Source organism: Flavobacterium sp. (genome assembly GCF_044341265.1).
Taxonomy (GTDB): domain Bacteria; phylum Bacteroidota; class Bacteroidia; order Flavobacteriales; family Flavobacteriaceae; genus Flavobacterium.
Genome location: NZ_JBIISA010000001.1, coordinates 163,291 through 184,139, shown reverse-complemented (window position 1 = coordinate 184,139; position 20,849 = coordinate 163,291). Strand labels below are relative to the sequence as shown.

General features: G+C 33.1%; 14 protein-coding genes. 2 read left to right on the top strand and 12 right to left on the bottom strand.

Going from position 1 to position 20,849, the window contains the following annotated elements; translation table 11 throughout:
• Positions 1–5: 5 nt before the first annotated feature.
• Entirely contained in the window at positions 6–2,642 is a 2,637-nt protein-coding gene (locus ACIQ06_RS00820; RefSeq protein WP_396143032.1) for a TonB-dependent receptor, read from the bottom strand.
• Between the two features lie 157 nt (positions 2,643–2,799).
• Between ACIQ06_RS00820 and ACIQ06_RS00815 the strand changes: the two genes are divergently transcribed.
• On the top strand, positions 2,800–3,825 hold the full coding sequence (locus ACIQ06_RS00815; protein ID WP_396143030.1) for a LacI family DNA-binding transcriptional regulator: 1,026 nt from the start codon (positions 2,800–2,802) through the stop codon (positions 3,823–3,825).
• Here the strand turns inward: ACIQ06_RS00815 and queG are convergent.
• The 10 genes from queG to ACIQ06_RS00765 form a co-directional block, all read right to left on the bottom strand.
• Positions 3,809–4,732: a tRNA epoxyqueuosine(34) reductase QueG gene (gene queG / locus ACIQ06_RS00810; RefSeq protein WP_396143028.1), complete on the bottom strand. Its 924-nt coding sequence runs from the start codon at positions 4,730–4,732 to the stop codon at positions 3,809–3,811. The genes ACIQ06_RS00815 and queG overlap by 17 nt on opposite strands.
• A 1-nt stretch (position 4,733) precedes the next feature.
• Entirely contained in the window at positions 4,734–5,756 is a 1,023-nt protein-coding gene (gene ruvB, locus ACIQ06_RS00805; RefSeq protein WP_396143026.1) for a Holliday junction branch migration DNA helicase RuvB, read from the bottom strand.
• Between the two features lie 82 nt (positions 5,757–5,838).
• Positions 5,839–7,644, bottom strand: coding sequence for a cbb3-type cytochrome c oxidase subunit I (locus ACIQ06_RS00800; protein ID WP_396143024.1), 1,806 nt, complete (start codon positions 7,642–7,644; stop codon positions 5,839–5,841).
• Positions 7,645–7,668: 24 nt separating this feature from the next.
• A complete protein-coding gene (locus ACIQ06_RS00795) occupies positions 7,669–8,847 on the bottom strand; it encodes a cytochrome c oxidase subunit II (protein ID WP_396143021.1) in 1,179 nt (392 codons plus the stop codon).
• Positions 8,848–8,866: 19 nt separating this feature from the next.
• Positions 8,867–10,360 (bottom strand): quinol:cytochrome C oxidoreductase, encoded by a 1,494-nt coding sequence (locus tag ACIQ06_RS00790; RefSeq protein WP_396143019.1) that lies wholly within the window; start codon positions 10,358–10,360, stop codon positions 8,867–8,869.
• Between the two features lie 27 nt (positions 10,361–10,387).
• The gene (locus ACIQ06_RS00785; RefSeq protein ID WP_396143016.1) at positions 10,388–10,951 is read right to left on the bottom strand and encodes a c-type cytochrome; all 564 of its coding nucleotides are present in this window, start codon (positions 10,949–10,951) and stop codon (positions 10,388–10,390) included.
• A gap of 6 nt (positions 10,952–10,957) precedes the next feature.
• A complete protein-coding gene (locus ACIQ06_RS00780; RefSeq protein ID WP_396143013.1) occupies positions 10,958–11,482 on the bottom strand; it encodes a DUF3341 domain-containing protein in 525 nt (174 codons plus the stop codon).
• Positions 11,483–11,490: 8 nt separating this feature from the next.
• Positions 11,491–12,900, bottom strand: coding sequence for an NrfD/PsrC family molybdoenzyme membrane anchor subunit (gene nrfD, locus ACIQ06_RS00775; protein WP_345095006.1), 1,410 nt, complete (start codon positions 12,898–12,900; stop codon positions 11,491–11,493).
• A gap of 37 nt (positions 12,901–12,937) precedes the next feature.
• The gene (locus ACIQ06_RS00770) at positions 12,938–15,997 is read right to left on the bottom strand and encodes a TAT-variant-translocated molybdopterin oxidoreductase (RefSeq protein WP_396143010.1); all 3,060 of its coding nucleotides are present in this window, start codon (positions 15,995–15,997) and stop codon (positions 12,938–12,940) included.
• A 32-nt stretch (positions 15,998–16,029) separates the two neighbouring features.
• Positions 16,030–17,373 carry a c-type cytochrome gene (locus ACIQ06_RS00765; protein ID WP_396143007.1) on the bottom strand — a complete coding sequence of 448 codons (1,344 nt, stop codon included), beginning with the start codon at positions 17,371–17,373 and terminating at the stop codon, positions 16,030–16,032.
• Between the two features lie 216 nt (positions 17,374–17,589).
• Here ACIQ06_RS00765 and ACIQ06_RS00760 point away from each other — a divergent pair, with 216 nt between their 5' ends.
• Positions 17,590–17,982, top strand: coding sequence for an SPOR domain-containing protein (locus tag ACIQ06_RS00760; RefSeq protein WP_396143004.1), 393 nt, complete (start codon positions 17,590–17,592; stop codon positions 17,980–17,982).
• 49 nt (positions 17,983–18,031) lie between these two features.
• Here ACIQ06_RS00760 and infB read toward each other — a convergent pair whose 3' ends face one another.
• Positions 18,032–20,827, bottom strand: a complete 2,796-nt coding sequence (infB, locus tag ACIQ06_RS00755; protein ID WP_396143001.1) for a translation initiation factor IF-2 — start codon at positions 20,825–20,827, stop codon at positions 18,032–18,034.
• Positions 20,828–20,849 lie beyond the last annotated feature (22 nt).

Here is a 20,849-nt window from a genome sequence, read left to right as displayed (position 1 = left end):
TTTTATTAGAATCTATATGCAATAGTTAATGAAGTTGTTCTTCCATTAATTGATCTAGCTCTAACAATGTTATCTGTATTTTCATTAATACTTCCTTCTTCTACTTCAGTAATACCGATTGTATCAAATACGTTATTTACATTTAAAGAAGCTGAAAGTCCTTTAGTTAATTCAATATTGATAAAAGGATTAACATAAGCATAACCTGGCATAACTAGTTTGTTATCATCTTGAGCATATGATTTTGTAGTTCCTATTACAGAGAATCCAAAATTATGTTGCTTGCTTGAACCAAATTTGAAAACAGGAACAATGTTATAAATAAAATCTGCTTGACGACGAGGTTTGTTTCCGTTTAAAGCTGGTGTTACAACATCATCTGCAATTTCAGCTTTTGTATAAGTTACACTTCCATTTACTGAGAAATTTTTAACTTTATAGTTTCCTTCTAATTCTAAACCATAAGAATTATATTTTCTTTGAATTTGTCTAATTCCTCCACCAGAACCACCAAAGTCCCAGTTTTGTTCAGATACATTAGCATAGAAAGCTGTAGCATAAATTGATGAATTTTGACCTTTTCTTTTGAAACCTAATTCTGCTTGATTAACCATATCAGCACTTAAACCAGGAACTGCAGATCCATCATTTAATACATTTGGACCGAATAATAAACGATCAGCATTAGCTCTACCACCACGACTGTATCTTCCAAAAACAGATTGATTATCGGTTAATAAATAGTTTCCACCAAATGAGTAAGATACATAATCATAATCATAGTTAATTGGTTTTCTATTAGCATTATCAACTACAGAAACACTTGCTTCTGGACCTTCAATTGTTCCGTTATTGTTAACGTCTAAATTTAGAGCTTGAGTTGCACCTGCATAAGATCCTCTTGCTTTTCCTGAATCAAAACGTAAACTCACATCTACGTTAAACTTTTCATTAACTTTTAACTGACCTGCAACGTAAGGTGCTGTAACATCATAATTTGCATCATAATTTCTTGTACAACAGTTACCCCAAGCTGGCACACCATATGCATACAATCCGTTTACAGAATTAGGTCCTGCATTCAATAATGCTGCATTTTCTCCTTTAACTTCAAGTAAATAAGAATTCCACAACCATGACATATTGATATTTTGGAATGCTTTGTAATATCCTAAAGTCAAATCAAAGTTTCCGAATTTTTTTGTCAATTTCATATCATTTGTAAAGTTGTTGAAATTGTTTATTTCAGTATCAAACGTATGAATTCTCATTACTAATCCATTACTAGCAAAGTTTTGACCAGCTAATGGTCCGTTAGCGTATGTTAAATTTGGAACTCCGAATCCTGTTGCAAATGAAGCAGCAGTAGCAACTTCTGCAGGAAATGGAGAAACAAATCTACCATTGTGATAGTTTTGTCTGAAACGTTCTTCAACTTTCCAATCATTACCTAAATCAAATTTCATTTCTCCACCGAAAGAAGTTGCCACAGGACGCATTCCGTCTGCTAAATTACTTCTTCTTCTTTCTCCATCAGCACCAACAGTTAGGTTATCTAAAAAGTAAGGGCTATGAGGAGTATCATGTAAAATATCAAAGTTTGATAATGAACTCCAATTTGGATTTGCATTAGTACCTGAAACTTTTACTGGCATTGGTAAGTAACCAATTGATCTATCATTTAAATATTTGAAATAAAGACGTACATATCCTTTTTCAAATTCTTTAGTCATATTAGCTTTGAATTGACCTCCTAAATTTGCAGTATAACCAGCATTTCTAGGTCCTTCTCCTTGACGGAAAAATCCACCTACGTGAAAACGCAATGTTTCTGAAATTGGTGAACCATATTCAAAATCTGTTCTGTTGTTTCCGTAATCTACACCTATTGATTGCATTAAAGAACCACCTTCTTTTTTACCATCTTTACTGATAAAGTTGATAATTCCAGCAGGTGAATTACTTGCTAATGTAGAAGCAGAACCTCCACGGATAGCTTCAACTCTACTGATAGTTTGGTCATTTCTTACAAAAATATCAGCATTACCAAAAGCAACATCTCCAAATTGCATTACTGGCATTCCATCTTCATGTAATTGTAAAAATTTTGCTCCACCAGATGCGATTGGAATACCACGAACAGTTATGTTAGCATTACCTTCACCACCTGTTGATTCTGATTTTATACCAGGAAGCATTCTAAATAATTCTGCTGTTGCTCTTGGAGCTCCTTGCTCAATTTGTGCCACTGACACAGAACTGACAGAAACACTTGATTGCAGCTTAGAACGCGGATTGATTACACCTGTTACAACAACTTCTTCAAGAGAAGTAGCTTCTTGCTCAAGTTGAACATTAGCAGTAGTAGCTCCGCTAATTACAACTTCTTTTTTAGAAGTTTTCATACCAATGTAAGAAACGGTAACAGTTGTAGCTCCATCAGAAAGTCCTGAAATAGCATAATTACCATCAGCATCAGTAGTTGTAGCTTTTTTCGCAACAGACACATTAGCGCCAGAAACAACATTTCCTTTGTCATCTGTTACTTTTCCGCTCAAGCTACTTTGTGAGAAAGCACTATTAAACAACAATAATGCTGTTAAGAATAGTAAGTTCTTCAAAAATAAAGTACTTTTTTTCATTTTTAATAATTGTTTGATTAGTAAATTTAGTTAATAATAATTCCGAAATTATATTTTTTGTTATTAATATATTAGAGAATTATTATCGAAAACGTTTTCGAAAACTCCGAAAACGTTTTCGATTTTTATATTAGATTTTTTTTATCATATTTGTTAAATGAAAGAGACAACTTTAAAACAAATAGCTGAAACTTTAGGAATTTCTATAACTACTGTTTCAAAAGCTTTAAAAAACTATCCTGATGTAAGTGCAAAAACCAAAAAAAAGGTTTTAGAACTTGCGCAAACGTTACAATATACCCCAAATAGTTTTGCAGTAAATCTTAGAACTAGAGAATCTAGAACCATTGGCTTAATTATTCCAGAAGTAGTTCATCACTTTTTTTCAAATGTTATTAATGGCATTATTGCTGAAGCCGAGAAGAATGGTTATTTAGTTATTATCCTCCAATCTAATGAATCTTTAGAATTAGAAAAGAAGCAAGTTGATTTATTAATTAACAAAAGAGTTGATGGAATAATAATGTCACTTTCTAATGAATCTAATGATGATGAACATATAAAAGATATTATAAGACGTGAAATTCCGTTTGTAATGTTTGATAAAATTTCCAAGCTTATCAATTGTTCTAAAGTAATTATAAATGACCAAAAAGCTGCATTTGAAGCTGTAGAACACTTAATAAGTAAAGGTTGTAAAAAAATTGCTCATATTCGCGGACCAGTAAACCCACAAAATTCAATTGACCGATTTCTTGGATATAAAAAAGCTATTGAGAAAAATAACTTAAATTTTGATTCAAAATTAGTTTATACATGTAAAAATGTAACTTTTGACGAGGGAAAAGAATTTGCAGCTCAAATTATTAAAGATCATCCTGATGTTGATGGTATTTTTGTGATAACAGATTTGGTAGCTGTTGGAGTAATAGCTTATTTCAATGAAAATAATATAAATGTCCCTAATCAGATAAAAGTAATTGGATTTAGTAACTGGTTTATGTCTCAAGTTATCACACCTAAACTAAGCACTATTGATCAACCAAGTTATGAGATGGGTGTAAATTCTTTTAATTTATTATTGGAAGAAATTAATCAGAGAAAAGAATTACTAGAATTTAAACCTAAGACTATAGAATTACAAACATCAATTATAGAAAGAGAATCTACTTTAGGAAATTGATGTTTCTCTTAAAACCTTCAAATTTTGTTCTTTTAACTGCAGAGTTTTTAAAAACTTTATTGAAAGTGTCATTTGTAATTTCATCCCAATCTCTTTTAGAAAAAGATAAAAGTTCAGGATTTGGATTAAATAATGGTTCATTATGAGGTTTTGAAAAACGATTCCATGGGCAAACGTCTTGACAAACATCGCAACCAAATGCCCAATCGTCAAACTTACCTTTCATTTCAATTGGTAAATTGTCTTTTAATTCAATTGTGAAATAAGAAATACATTTACTTCCGTCAACTACATAAGGAGCAACAATGGCATCGGTTGGACAAGCATCTAGACATGCAGTACATGTTCCGCAGTGGTCTGTTGTTGCATAATCATATTCTAATTCTAAATCTATAATTAGTTCGGCAATAAAATAAAATGAACCTACTTTTTGAGTAATTAGGTTACTGTTTTTTCCTATCCAACCTAAACCGCTTTTTGCAGCCCAAGCTTTATCTAAAACAGGAGCAGAATCAACAAAAGCTCTACCAGAAACATCTCCAATTTTAGATTGAATTGTATTTAATAGTTCCTTTAGCTTTTCTTTGATTACAAAGTGATAATCTTGTCCGTAAGCATATTTAGAAATTTTATAACTATAACTATTTTGCTCTTCTGAAGGAAAATAATTTAATAGTAACGAAATAACGCTTTTGCAATCATCAACTAGAAGTTTTGGATTTAGTCTTTTGTCAAAATGATTTTCCATATATGCCATTTGACCGTGATGATTTTTATTCAACCAACTTTCTAATCTTGGAGCTTCTTCTTCTAAGAATTCTGCTTTAGAAATACCACAAGAAAGAAAGCCGAGTCTTTTGGATTCGGCTTTAATTAATTTTGAATATTTTTCTTTATTATTTATCAAATTAAAATAATCCTCCTTGAATATTTGTTTTGATTTTACCTAAATGTTTATAGGCTTTTTCGGTAACTTCTCTTCCTCTTGGAGTTCTAATAATGAAACCTTCTTGAATTAAGAAAGGTTCATAAACTTCTTCTATGGTTTCACCACTTTCTGAGACAGCTGTTGCAAGTGTAGAAAGACCAACTGGACCTCCTTTAAATTTATCAATAATTGTAGTAAGGATTTTATTGTCCATTTCATCCAAGCCATGTGCATCTACATGTAGTGCTTGCAGAGAATATCGAGCAATTTCTATATCAATCTTACCATTGCCTTTAATTTGAGCAAAGTCACGAACACGTCTTAAAAGTGCATTTGCAATCCTTGGCGTACCTCGACTTCTTCCTGCAATTTCTATTGCGGCTTCCATTGTTATAGGCATTTTTAAAATGGCAGAACTTCGTTGGACTATAGTAGTTAATAGTTCTGTATTATAATATTGTAATCTACTTTGAATTCCAAAACGAGCACGCATTGGCGCAGTTAACAAACCTGATCTAGTAGTTGCTCCAACTAATGTAAATGGATTTAAATTAATCTGAACAGTTCTAGCATTTGGTCCAGACTCAATCATAATATCAATCTTGAAATCTTCCATAGCAGAATACAAGTATTCTTCAACTACAGGACTTAGACGATGTATTTCATCAATAAACAAAACGTCTCTATCTTCAAGATTTGTTAATAATCCGGCTAAATCACCGGGTTTATCTAAAACTGGACCTGAAGTAATTTTAATTCCAACACCTAGTTCATTAGCTAAAATATTAGCTAAAGTCGTTTTACCTAATCCAGGTGGACCATGAAACAAAGTATGGTCTAAAGCTTCATTCCTTTGATTTGCTGCTTCAACAAAGACTTTTAAATTATCTAAAACTTGTTCTTGTCCAGTAAAGTCATCAAAAGATAGAGGCCTTAATTTCTTTTCAAGGTCTAGCTCTTCCGGATTATAATTGAAGTTAGTTGGGTCTAAATTTTCATTCATACTACAAATATATAACAAAGTTATATCTAAATAAAAAAGCCTCTCATAAGAAAGGCTTTTTTAAATTTTTATTTTAAATATCTTAGTGATGTAAAACTTCTTCACCTGGTTTCATAGGAACATTTTGTGGTACAAAATCTTCATCGTGACCTGGTTTGCTGTAATCGTATGGCCATCTATGAACTTCTGGAATTTCTCCAGGCCAGTTACCATGAATATGCTCAATTGGAGCTGTCCATTCTAAAGTATTTGATCTCCAAGGATTTTGAACTGTTCTTTTTCCGTAGAAAATACTAGAAAAGAAATTATAAATAAATACTAATTGGAATGCACCACCTACTAAAGCAAATACAGTAATGATAACATTTACGTCTTGTAAATCATCAAACAATGGGAAGTTGGTATTTGTATAATAACGTCTTGGAAGACCTGCCATACCAATAAAGTGCATTGGGAAGAAAACTCCATAGGCACATATTGCAGTTACCCAAAAGTGAACATATCCTAAATTCTTATTTAACATTCTTCCGAACATTTTTGGATACCAATGATAGATACCAGCAAACATTCCGTAAAGAGCAGAAATACCCATTACTAAGTGAAAGTGAGCAACAACAAAATATGTATCATGAACATTAATATCTAGAGTACTATCACCTAAAATAATTCCTGTTAATCCACCAGTAATGAATGTAGAAACTAAACCAATAGAAAACAACATAGCTGGATTAAGTTGCAAATTACCTTTCCATAAAGTAGTAATATAGTTGAATGCTTTCACTGCAGATGGAATAGCAATCAATAATGTTGTAAAAGTAAATACAGACCCTAAGAAAGGATTCATACCAGATATAAACATGTGATGTCCCCAAACAATTGTTGATAAAAATGCAATTGCAAGAATAGACATAATCATTGCTCTGTAACCAAAGATAGGTTTACGAGCATTTGTTGCGATAACTTCAGAGGTAATCCCTAAAGCCGGTAACAAGATGATATATACCTCTGGGTGACCTAGGAACCAGAATAAGTGTTCAAATAATACAGGTGAACCACCTTGATAATTTAATACTTCACCTGCTAAATAGATATCCGACAAGAAGAAAGAAGTACCAAAACTTCTATCCATAATCAATAACAAAGCAGCTGACAATAACACTGGGAAAGAAATAACACCAATAACGGCAGTAATGAAGAAAGCCCAAATAGTAAGTGGCATTCTAGTCATTGTCATTCCTTTAGTTCTCAAATTGATAACAGTTACAATATAATTCAAAGAACCCATCAATGATGCCGCAATAAATACAGCCATTGAAACCAACCATAATGTCATACCTAGACCAGAACCAGCAATTGCTTGTGGCAAAGCACTTAATGGAGGATAAATTGTCCAACCGGCAGAAGCAGGTCCAGATTCTACAAATAATGATACTACCATTATAACACTTGATAGAAAGAATAACCAATAAGAAACCATATTAAGGAATCCTGAAGCCATATCTCTAGCACCAAGTTGCAAAGGAATTAATAGATTACTAAAAGTACCACTAAGAGCAGCGGTCAATACAAAGAAAACCATTATAGTTCCGTGTATCGTAATTAATGATAAATATGCTTCATTAGTCATAACTCCTTCTGGAGCCATTCTTTCACCTAAGAAAAAACTAAAAACTTTGAAAGATTGTTCTGGCCAAGCCAATTGCAATCTAAAAAGCAATGACATTCCAACACCAATGATACCCATAAATATACCAGTCAAAAGATATTGCTTAGCAATCATCTTATGGTCTATACTAAAGATATATTTAGTAATAAAAGTATCTTTATGGTGGTGTTCATGATGATCATCGTGGTGATCGTGTGCGTGATTATCGTGTGCGTGACTCATATTATAAAATATATTATATTTTTATTATTTAGTTGGGGCTTCTGCTACTAGAGTAGTATCTTTTTTTACAGAAGTAGTATCAATTTTAGCTGGATTAGATTCAGCAAGTTTAGCAGCGGCTTCTTCAGCAACAGCTGTTTTAACAGACTGCACTAATTTAGTTTTCTCTTTCAACCATTTTTTATAATCTGCTTCACTTTCTACAACTACTTTCATTTGCATGTTGTAGTGAGAAGAACCGCAAATCTTATTACATAAAAGTAAGAAATCAAATTGATAAGGATCTAAACCAGGTTTGCCTTCAGCAACCAGCTTTTTACTTTTAGCTTCTCTAATTTGATTAATATTTGCTACTTTCTCTGTCATATCTTTTGTCTCTCTCATCTCTGAAGTAGTCATAGAAGGAGTAAAAGCAAACTGAGTTACCATTCCAGGAACACAATTCATTTGAGCTCTAAAGTGTGGCATATAGAAAGAGTGCAATACATCTTGAGAACGAATCTTGAAAATTACTTTTTTACCTTTTGGTAAATGCATTTCTTCAGCAACAATATCATCTTGTGCATTTGGATCAGATAAATCTACTCCCAATGAATTTACACCTTCAATAAGTCTTACATTAGCTTTTCCTAATACATTATCATCCCCAGCATATCTAACTTTCCAATTAAATTGCTGAGCATACACTTCAATTACAATTGGCTTTTCTTCTTTTTCATTTACAAACATGATATCTGTCCAAGAATATAATCCAAAGAAAATTAAAACAGCTAATACTAAAGCAGGAATTGAACTCCAAATAAACTCTAATTTATTGTTGTCAGAAAAATAAGTAGCAACTTGACCTTTTCTTCCTCTGTATTTATATGAAAAATAAAACAATAATCCTTGCGTGATAGTTTGAACAATAAATATTAGAATCATTGAAATCCACATTAATTGATCTACATCTTTCCCATGTTCAGAAGCGGCATTACTCATTAATGGAAATTTTCCATAATTAGCAAAACAATATATTGTAATTATATAAATAAAAGCTAAAAAGGCAAAAGATAAATACCCATTAACATTATTGTCGTTGTCATTAGCTATCTGGTTATCATCAGATTGCTTACCAACTTGCGTTAGGTCAAAAATTTTAGTCAACTGCCAAAGGGCAACCGATAATAAAACTAAAACAAGAAGTACTAATAAACTTGTCATTTGTTCTTTTCTTTAAATATTAATAATGAAAATGTTTACTTTCTTCAATGAAAGGGTTACGTTTTGGAGTAAGTGGAACTTTAGATAAAGCTGTAAATACAACAAAAATAAACAATCCTAAAAAGAATAATACAGAAGCGATTTCAGACACACCAATGAACCATTGGTCACCAACAGTTGCTGGCATAACCATGTTAAAGAAATCAATATAATGTCCTAATAAAATAATAACACCTGCTCCTACTATAATTGGTGCTATACGTTTGAAGTCAGTATTAATTAAAACTAATAATGGGAAAACGAAATTCATAACAACTGCACCAAAGAATGGTAAATTATAGTGCTCAATTCTAGTTATAAAATAAGTAACCTCTTCTGGAATATTTGCATACCAAATAAGCATAAATTGAGAAAACCATAAGTAAGTCCAAAAAACACTTATACCAAACATGAATTTAGATAAATCGTGAATATGGCTTGAATTTACATTTTCTAAATAACCTTTAGATTTTAAATATAGAGTAACCATTGAAATTGTTGTTATACCACTTACAAAGAAACTCGCAAATACATACCATCCAAAAAGTGTACTAAACCAATGAGGATCAAAAGACATCAACCAATCCCAAGACATGATAGATTCAGTAACGATAAAGAAAACTAAAAATCCTGCAGAAAGTTTGAAATTCTTTTTATAGAAAGAATTATCATTTGATTCATCTTGTGCCAAACAATTTTTTCTTGACATATAACGATATAAATTCCAACCAATCAAGAAAACTGCTGCTCTAACTAACCAAAACGTTACATTTAAATAACCTGATTTTCCAGCAATTAATTTATCATAATTAGCATGACCAACTTCTGTAACACCATCTTCCATCCAAACGAATAAATGATTTAAGTGCAATGCAGATAATACTAGCAAACCAAAAAATATCAAAGATCCAACAGGCAAATATGCAGTAATACCTTGCATAACTCTAAACAATACTGGAGACCAACCTGCTTGTGCAACTTGTTGTATAGCATAAAACGCTAAAACACCTAATGAAATTAACATGAAGAAAATACAAGCAACATATAACGCAGACCATGGTTTGTTCTGCAACTGATGCAACACATGTTCTAGATGTTCTTTGTGTTCTTTATCTGCATCAACTTTAGAATCAGAATGATTTATAGCAGCATGATTGTCATGGTGATCTTGATCTTCTTTTACTAGAGGAGCAACTTCAGTTTTTGTTGAATCTATTTTATCAACTACAGAAGTTGTGTCTGCTTTAGATTCTTCAGTTTTTACTTCTTCTTTTTCATGATAAGTCGTTACAACTTCATGTGTATTGTGAGCATCAGCATTAGCGCTATGATTACCATGATGACTCTCGGCAACAATTTTTTCAACTTCTTCTATAGTCTTTGGAGTAGATAAAAAACCATACACTATACCAACTAATCCTAAAATCATTAGAACAAGCGCTGTGTTTTTTAAACCTTTTGAAAATGTGTACATATCTTTAACAATCTGTTTGTTCTACAATTATAATTCACTTTTAAGCTTCATTACATAAGCTGAAACCATCCAACGTTCTTCTTGATTTAATTGAGTAGCATACGAACCCATTGAATTTAAACCATAATTAATTACGTGATTAATACTTCCTTCATTAATTACTCTATCTGCATAACTTGGCACACCAAGAAACTTACCTTGCGTAACTAATTTACCTTTACCATCTCCAGTGTTACCATGACAAATTGCACAATAAATCACATATAACTCTTCTGCTTTTTTCATATCAATTTTTGCAGGATCTAAAGGCGAAGCTAAGTTTGCAGCTTTTACTGCAGCATAAGATTCTGGTGTATCAGCATATTCGTAAGGAACATAACCTCTTTTAATAGAACCTTTAGCAGGTAGTTGCCCTTCTTGACCTTTTAACCCATTAGCCGAATTAAAAGCATTTGATTCAGAATATGTTTCATATGCAACTGATTCGTACATGTTTGGCATATACTGATAATTAGGTGAAGCATTGTCTTTGCATGAAGAAAGAGTTGCTATTACTCCTAATACTAACGTTATTTTAATTATACTTTTCATGTCTGTTTAGTGCTTATCAATTACTTTAACTTCAACTGCACCTGTACTTTTTAAGAATGAAGTTAATTCTTCTTCATTATTATTTACAGCTACTTCCATTAAGAAGTGATCATCTGTTGTTCTCACATCAGGATTTTCTGCTTTTTTAAACGGCCACAATTTACTTCTCATGTAAAAAGTAATTACCATTAAGTGAGCTGCAAAGAAAACTGTCATTTCAAACATTACCGGCACAAAAGCTGGCATATTTTGTATGTAGCTCATACTTGGCTTTCCTCCAATATCTTGAGGCCAATCTTGTATCATAATGTAATTCATCATTGTTGTTGCAACACTGATGCCTATACAACCATAAATAAATGCGCATATTGCAAGTCTGGTTGGTGCCAATCCCATCGCTTTATCCAATCCGTGAACAGGGAATGGAGTAAAAACTTCTTCAATATGATGATGCGCTTTTCTTGTTTGCTTTACAGCATCCATTAAAATATCATCATCATTGTATATTGCGTGTATAACTTTATTACTCATAACAAATACTAATGTTTTTCTGAATGATTATGACCTTCTTTTTCTCTTTCTCTCTTATAATTCTCACCTGAAGATTTCAAGATTGTTTTAACCTCCGCTTGAGCAATAACTGGGAAAGTTCTAGCATACAATAAGAATAAAACAAAGAAGAATCCTATAGTTCCAATGAAGATACCAATATCAACAAATGTTGGAGAGAACATAGTCCAAGATGATGGAAGATAATCTCTGTGTAATGAAGTAACGATAATTACGAAACGTTCAAACCACATTCCAATATTTACAACAATTGAGATTATGAAAGAGAACATAATACTAGTTCTCAATTTTTTAGACCACATAAACTGTGGAGAGAATACATTACATGTCATCATTGACCAATATGCCCACCAGTAAGGACCAGTTGCTCTGTTTAAGAAAGCATATTGTTCATACTCAACACCTGAATACCAAGCCACGAATAACTCTGTGATATAGGCAACACCAACGATAGAACCAGTAATCATGATTACAATGTTCATCAATTCGATATGTTGAATTGTTATGTATGCTTCTAAGTTAGAAACCTTTCTCATGATGATTAATAAGGTATTAACCATTGCAAATCCAGAGAATACCGCACCAGCAACGAAGTAAGGTGGGAAGATAGTTGTATGCCAACCAGGTACTACCGAAGTAGCAAAGTCAAATGATACAATCGTGTGTACAGAAAGAACCAAAGGTGTAGCTAAACCAGCTAATACCAAAGAAACTTCTTCAAAACGTTGCCAATCTTTTGCTCTACCGCTCCATCCAAAACTTAATATAGAGTATATCTTTTTGTTGAAAGGAGTAACTGCCCTGTCTCTTAACATTGCAAAATCAGGAAGTAAACCAGTCCACCAGAAAACTAATGATACTGAAAGGTACGTCGAAATTGCGAATACGTCCCAAAGAAGAGGTGAGTTAAAGTTAACCCAAAGAGAACCAAATTGATTAGGAATTGGAACAACCCAGTAAGCTAACCATGGTCTACCCATGTGGATGATTGGGAATAATCCTGCTTGAACAACTGAGAAAATTGTCATTGCTTCCGCAGAACGGTTAATAGCCATTCTCCATCTTTGACGGAAAAGTAAGAGTACTGCAGAAATAAGTGTTCCTGCGTGACCGATACCAACCCACCAAACGAAATTGGTAATATCCCAAGCCCAACCTACAGTCTTATTAAGACCCCAAGTTCCGATACCAGTTGAAATGGTATATGTGATACAACCTATTCCCCAAAGGAAAGCTGCTAATGCGATTGAAAAAACGGTCCACCATTGTTTGTTAGCTCTTCCTTCAACAGGAGCAGCAACATCGACAGTCACATCGTGATAACTTTTATCACCAATAACTAATGGTTTTCTAATGGGTGCTTCGTAGTGAGACGACATAATCCTTTATCTTGTTTCTTAATTAATCTTTTTTAAACTAGGTATTTCTAACTTTTACGTGGTAGATAACGTTTGGCTTAGTTCCAACATGCTCTAACAAATGATACATTCTTTTATCTTCAAGTAACTCAGCTACTTTAGATTCTTTATCATTTACGTCTCCAAATATCATTGCTCCTGAAGAACATGCATTTGAACAAGCAGTTTGGAATTCACCATCTTTTATTTCTCTTCCTTCACGTTTTGCATCAAGAATAGTTTTTTGTGTCATTTGAATACACATAGAACATTTTTCCATTACTCCACGAGAACGAACATTTACATCTGGATTAACAACCATACGACCTAAATCATCATTCATATGGAAATCAAATTCGCTGTTATTATTGTATAAGAACCAGTTGAAACGACGTACTTTATATGGACAGTTGTTAGCACAGTAACGAGTACCAACACATCTGTTATATGCCATTTGATTTTGACCTTGACGACCATGAGAAGTTGCAGCAACTGGACAAACAGTTTCACAAGGAGCGTGATTACAGTGCTGACACATAACTGGTTGGAATGCCACTTGAGGATTATCCGCAGGACTTTCCATTTGACCAAATCCACCTAATGAACCTTTATCACCAAACAATCCGTCAAATTCTTCTTTTTTCTTGTTGTCACCAGCAAAAGTGTCTTCAGAAGAATAGTATCTATCAATACGCAACCAATGCATATCGCGACTTCTTCTTACCTCAGACTTACCAACAACTGGCACGTTATTTTCAGCGTGACAAGCTATAACACAAGCACCACATCCAGTACAAGCATTCAAGTCAATTGACAAATTGAAATGGTGACCGGTAGAACGATCAAATGATTCCCATAAATCAACTTTAGTAGCTTCTACTTCTTTATGATCTAGAGATACCATAGGAACTGGGTTCCATTCTCTGCTATCTTTAGCTGTTCTGAAAATTTCAAGTGTAGTTTCTCTAACAATATCTCCTCTACCCATTAAAGTTTTTTGTGATTGAACACAAGCAAACTCATGCTCACCATCACCTTTAGTAATAGTTGCAGATTGAACGTTGTTAAAATTATTATATAAAGCGTAAGCATTAACACCTACTTGCATTTCTTCTTTCAATGCTGCTTTTTTACCATATCCAAGAGCTAAACCTAATGTCCCTTTAGCTTGTCCTGGTTGAACAATTACAGGTACATTTTCTAATTTTACTCCATTAACAGTTAGAGTAGCATAACTTCCGTTAAGTCCTCCATTAGCAACAATTTTGTTTTCTAATTTTAATTTATTAGCATCAAATTGAGAAACAGTAACATAATTATCCCATGAAACTCTTGTAATAGGATCTGGGAATTCTTGTAACCATGGGTTATTTGCTTGTTGACCATCACCTAAACCAACTTTAGTATATAATACCAACTCAAAACCTTGTACAGGTTTAGATTGAGATAAAGCTGATGCAGCTCCGTTATAATCAGCAGTACCACCAGCTAAAGTGCTAACTCCTGAAACAAAAACACCATCATGAAGTACTTTATTCCAAGATGAACCTGAAATAAAACTCGCAGAATTTGCTTTTATATAATCGTAGTAATTTCCAGCTACTCCATTCCAAGACATTAATGATTCTTGGAATTGTTTTGTATTGAATAATGGACGAATAGTTGGCTGTACTAAAGAATATGTCCCTTTCGTCAACATTAAATCGTTCCAAGATTCTAAATAATGTGGCGTTGCAGCTGCAATTGTAGTAAGCTCTGCAGTTTCGTCTTCTTTAAGAGAAAAAGCAACAGATGTTTTTACTTTTTTCAAACCACTAACAAAAGATTTGCTATTTGCTAAAGTGTAAACAGGGTTAACACCACTCATGATAAGAGTATGAACCAAACCTGCATTCATATCTGAAATTAATTGAGCTACTTTTTCGTTAGATCCTTTTCTGATTAATCTTGCACTAGCAGTTAATAAAGCTTCGCTTTTTAAAACTTGATTAATAGCAATAACCAATAACTGAGCATTTTTATCCTGTATACCAGAAACCAATAGACCTTTGCTTCCTGCATCTTTTAATTGACTAGCAGCTTTTACAATTTCAGCTTCATTTTCAATTTTTCCAGTTGAAACAGAAGCACCAGTTATAATGTTATATATTTTTACTAAGGCTAATTTTTGATTAGCAATAGTCATTGGAACTCTTTTATCAGCAGCAGCTCCAGACAATGTCATGTTTGCTTCAAATTGAAAATGTTTTGACATTTTTCCTGCTTGAGGAATTCTTCCTTGTGCATATCCTTTATCAAAACCTCCACCTTGCCAATCACCTAAGAAATCAGCATCAATAGAAACAATTGTATTTGCTTTTGAAAAATCATAATCTACTAAAGCTCTTTCTCCATAAACAGATTCGAAAGCATCTAAAGCAGCCGATTCAGAAACAGCATCATAAACTACATGTTTAGCAGTAGGATTTTTTGAGATAAAGTCTGAAATTAATTTTTCTGTAGAAGGACTCGCTAAAGTGTTTGTCAATAAAACAACTTGCTTACCAGATGCTTTTGCATCAGCTAAACTAGCTTTAACTTTTGCATCAACTTCATTCCATGTTGCCGACTTAGAATCAACTTTTGGCGAAGTAAGACGCATACTATCATATAAAGATAATACTGAAGCATGAACTCTTGCATTGGCTGCAAACTTAGCTCCTTCAATTGTATTATTCTCAATTTTAATTGGACGACCTTCTCTTGTCTTTACTAAAAGATTTGCAAAATCAAAACCATCAAACATAGATGTTGCATAAAAATCAGCAACACCAGGAATGATTGTATCTGGTTGAACCACGTATGGAATTGATTTATGAACTGGTCCTTCACATGCGGCTAACGAAGCAGCTGCAGTTGTAAAACCAACGTACTTTAAGAAATCACGACGAGTAGTTGATGAAGATGATAATGATTCGTTTGATAAGAATTCATCCGTTGGGATTTGTTCTACAAACTCATTATTTCTAAGCGTCTCAACAATAGAACTATTTTCGTTTAGTTCCTCAACACTTTTCCAGTATTTTTTGTTAGATGACATCGTATATAAATATTAGCTTCTTAATAATTTGATTAATAGTGACACTTACCACATTCTAAACCTCCCATTTGCGCTGCAGTCAATTTGTCTACACCATATTTTTTAGAAAGTTCTTTATGAATTTTATCGTAGTAAGCATTTCCTTCCATTTTAACATCAGTTTTACGGTGACAATCAATACACCATCCCATAGTTAAAGGAGCAAATTGTTTTTGTATTTCGTAAGTTTGAACTTCACCATGACATTTTTGACATTCAATACCTGCCACAGTTACGTGTTGAGAGTGATTGAAATATGCAAAATCAGGTAAATTATGAATTCTCACCCATTTCACTGGCTCAGTTTTACCAGTATATTTTTGAGTACTTTGATCCCAACCTACAGCTTTGTATAATTTTTGAATTTCTTTATCATAGAAAGCTTTTGAGTAATCCTCAGTAGCAGTAGTATCAGAAACTTCAGCAATATTTTTATGACAATTCATACAAACATTCAAAGATGGTATACCCGCATTTTTACTAACTCTTGCAGATGAGTGACAGTATTTACAATCAATACCATTACTTCCTGCGTGAATTCTGTGAGAATAATGAATTGGCTGAACTGGAGCATAATCTTGGTCAACACCAACTTGCATCAAGAAACCATAAACAAAATAACCACTAGCTAACAATAAAAATATTGAAGAAACCAATACTAAAAACTGATTTTTAGCAAATGCTTTCCATATTGGCATTGTTGGCTGCTTATCTAAAGCCTCAATTCCATTAGATTTTGCAATTTTAGTAAGAACATTGTTAACTAAAAACAACATTACAACTAACATTAACATTACTAATGCCAAAGCACCAAGGATAACATTATTAGAAATACCTTCGTTAACCGAAGTACTTGTTCCCGGAGGAGCAGCACTTACTACTGGCTCAGCTTTTGGCTCAGATGTGTAGGCTATGATATTATCAACATCAGCAGTTGACAATTGAGGAAACGCAGTCATTACAGACTTGTTATACTCTTCATAAATCTTTACAGCTTTAGCATCACCAGATTTGATTAATGCTGAACTATTATTTATCCATTTGTACAACCAAGGCATATCATATTTTGCAGCTACACCTCTAAGTGCTGGCCCAGTCATTTTTCTGTCTAAATTATGACATGCAGCACAATTTGCATTAAATAATTCTTTTCCTTTCACAGCATCTCCTCCAGCAGTTGCGGTAGGAGCAGTTGCAGCAGGAGCAGCAGCTGATGTAGCCATTGCAGCCGGAGCAGCAGGTTCTTGAGCAAATGAAGACAAGGAGATAGTTAGCATCAAGGCTAATCCAAATGAATAAATTCTGGAAATCGAACTATGGTTACCCACTTTTTTCATATTATAAATGATTATCGACTAAATTTTGGTATGGTTTTTTCTTGTGATTAAAAAAATTACCAATACACTTTTTTTAAAACTTGAGCAAAAATACGATTTATCAACTATTCTCAAAACCTTAGATATATCTTAATTATCAATTTATATTAATTCTAAATAATATTTATATTTCAACAAATAATTTTTCAACTACATTTGCATTAAAATCAAACCATTATGAAATATTTAACAGAAAAAAGAACTTTAAAACACTTACTATTTATTTTTTTATTTTTCAATTTTAACACCATAAAAGCACAGAATACGAATGTGAATCAAGACCCAAAATTTGAACAATTATTAAACGAAAAAAGAAAGCTAAACTCTTCAATAACAATAAATAACAGATATAAAATACAAATATTTAATGGTACAAGCGATGCCTCTAAGAAAACTCTAATACAATTTAAAAAAGAGAACAAAAACTATGATGCAACGATTATATTTAGCACACCTTTATATAAAGTATGGGTTGGTAATTTTAAAACAAGAATTGAAGCTGAAAGAAACTTAAATTTATTAAAGAAAAAATATCCTTCCGCAATTCTAATAAAGCCTTCAAAACAATAAACAAAAAATCCCGATTTCTCGGGATTTTTTTTATTCTATAAAATTATAATTATTTAAGTTTTTTCTTAACCTCTACTTCTTGGAACGCTTCGATTATGTCTAGTTGCTCTATTTCGTTGTAGTTTTTAATTTGAATACCACAATCGTATCCTTTAGAAACTTCTTTTACATCGTCTTTAAAACGTTTTAAAGCTGTAAGTTCTCCTGTAAATATTACAACACCCTCACGAATAATTCGTATTCTAGAATTCCTAAAGATTTTACCATCTGTAACCATACATCCAGCAATTGTTCCAACCTTAGAGATTTTGAATGTTTCACGGATTTCAGCAGTTCCAGTAATTTCTTCTTTCATTTCTGGAGACAACATTCCTTCCATCGCATCTTTCAAGTCATCAATTGCATCATAGATAATTGAGTAATTTCTGATGTCGATTTCTTCTTTATCTGCAAGTTGACGTGCATTTCCTGCAGGACGAACATTAAATCCAATAATGATAGCATCAGAAGCAGAAGCCAACATAACGTCAGTTTCAGTAATTGCTCCAACACCTTTATGAATAATATTAATTTGAATTTCTTCAGTAGATAATTTAGAGAATGAATTCGATAATGCTTCAACTGATCCATCAACATCTCCTTTAAGGATAATGTTCAATTCTTTAAATTGTCCAAGCGCAATACGACGACCAATTTCTGCAAGCGTAATATGACGTTGCGTTCTAACTGATTGTTCACGCATTAATTGTGTACGCTTAACAGCAATTTGTTTCGCCTCTCTTTCGTCTTCAAAAACATTGAATTTATCTCCAGCAGTTGGCGCACCATCCAAACCTAAAATAGACATTGGAGTTGAAGGACCAGCTTCTTTTACGCTATTTCCTCTTTCATCATACATTGCCTTAACCTTACCATGATTTTTACCAGCCAATACATAATCTCCAACTCTTAAAGTTCCAGATTGTACTAAAATAGTAGAAACATATCCTCTACCTTTATCTAATTGTGCTTCAACAACAGTTCCAACAGCAGGTTTATTTGGATTTGCTTTTAAATCTAATATTTCTGCTTCTAGAAGTACTTTTTCTAAAAGTTCTTTTACTCCCATTCCCATTTTAGCAGAAATGTCATGCGATTGGTATTTTCCACCCCAATCTTCAACAAGTAAATTCATTGCTGCTAATTTTTCCTTGATTTTTTCAGGATTAGCATGTGGCTTATCCACTTTGTTAATAGCAAATATCATTGGAACACCAGCTGCTTGTGCGTGACTGATTGCCTCTTTAGTTTGAGGCATGATGTCATCATCGGCAGCGATTACGATAATTGCAATATCGGTTACTTGAGCTCCACGAGCACGCATAGCGGTAAACGCTTCGTGACCAGGAGTATCAAGGAAAGTTATTTTTTGTCCGTTATCTAATTGAACAGCATAAGCTCCAATATGTTGTGTAATTCCTCCTGATTCTCCAGCGATTACATTTTCTTTACGGATATTATCTAACAAAGAGGTTTTACCGTGGTCAACGTGACCCATTACAGTAACTATAGGTGCTCTTGTTACTAAATCTTCTTCTCTATCTTCAACAATTTCTATTGCTTCCTCAAGATCAGTTGTAATAAATTCAACTTCGTAACCAAACTCATCAGCAACAATAGTTAATGTTTCAGCATCTAAACGCTGATTCATTGTTACCATAATTCCTAAAGACATACAAGTACCAATTACTTTAGTAATAGGCACATCCATCATAGTAGCAACCTCACCAACAGTAACAAATTCTGTAACTTTAATAGTTTTGCTTCCTTCGTCTAATGCTCTTTGTTCATCATCAGAACGCTGACGGTGCGTATCTCTTTTATCTCTTCTATATTTTGCAGCTTTAGATTTTGAACCTTTCCCTTGAAGTCTTTCAAGAGTTTCTTTGATTTGGTTTTTAACTTCCTCTTCTGTAGGCTCAACTTTTTGAACTATTGCTGGTCTATTTCCTTTTTGGAAACCTCCACCACCTGGTTTATTAGCAACAAATTTATTACCACCTGTACCTCCTGGTTTATTTTGACCTCCAGCAGTATTTCCTCCAGCATTCCCTGGACGAGCTTCACCTGGTTTTGGCGGAATTCTTTTTCTCTTATTCTTGTTTGGATCAACCTTATTAGCACTATTGATTTTTGGCGGTGTAGTCTTTTTAGGTTTATTAAATTGAGATAAATCAATTTTTTGACCTGTTAAAGTTGGTCCTGAAAGGTTTTGATACTGTGTAGTATGTGTTTCATCCTCAACAGGCAGACTATCAGGTACTTTATCAACTTTTACTTCTTCAACTTTTGCTTCAACAACAACCTCTTTTTGACTAGGCTTTTCCTCAGCTACTGTAGGTTTTTCTTTAGATTGAACAAGTTTCTCTTTTATAGGAGCAGGTTTTTCTTCAACTTTTGCTTCTGATTTTATACTTTCAGGTTTATTAGCCGGAACCGCTTTAGGTTCTAAATCAATTTTACCTACTTGTTTTGGCCCAGAAACGACAGCTTTAGCTTTAATAACTTCAAGACGTTGACGCTCTTCTTCTATTTTTTTCTTATCTTCAATTTCTTTCTCTCTTTCAAGACGAAGTGCTTCTTTTTCTTTCTTAATTTCTTCGCTAACACCTTTGGACGCTTCCTTATTGCCTTTGTCTCCGGCAAATTGATTTTGTAGAATATCAAATTCTTTATCGGAAATCTTAGCATTTGGGTTTGCATCAATAGCAATTCCTTTATCCTTAAGATAATCGACAGCTCTTTCTAACGAAATGTTTAATTCCCTTAAAACTTTGTTTATTCTAATATTTCTTTCTTCAGACATAAAATCTTTTATAATTTCTTTT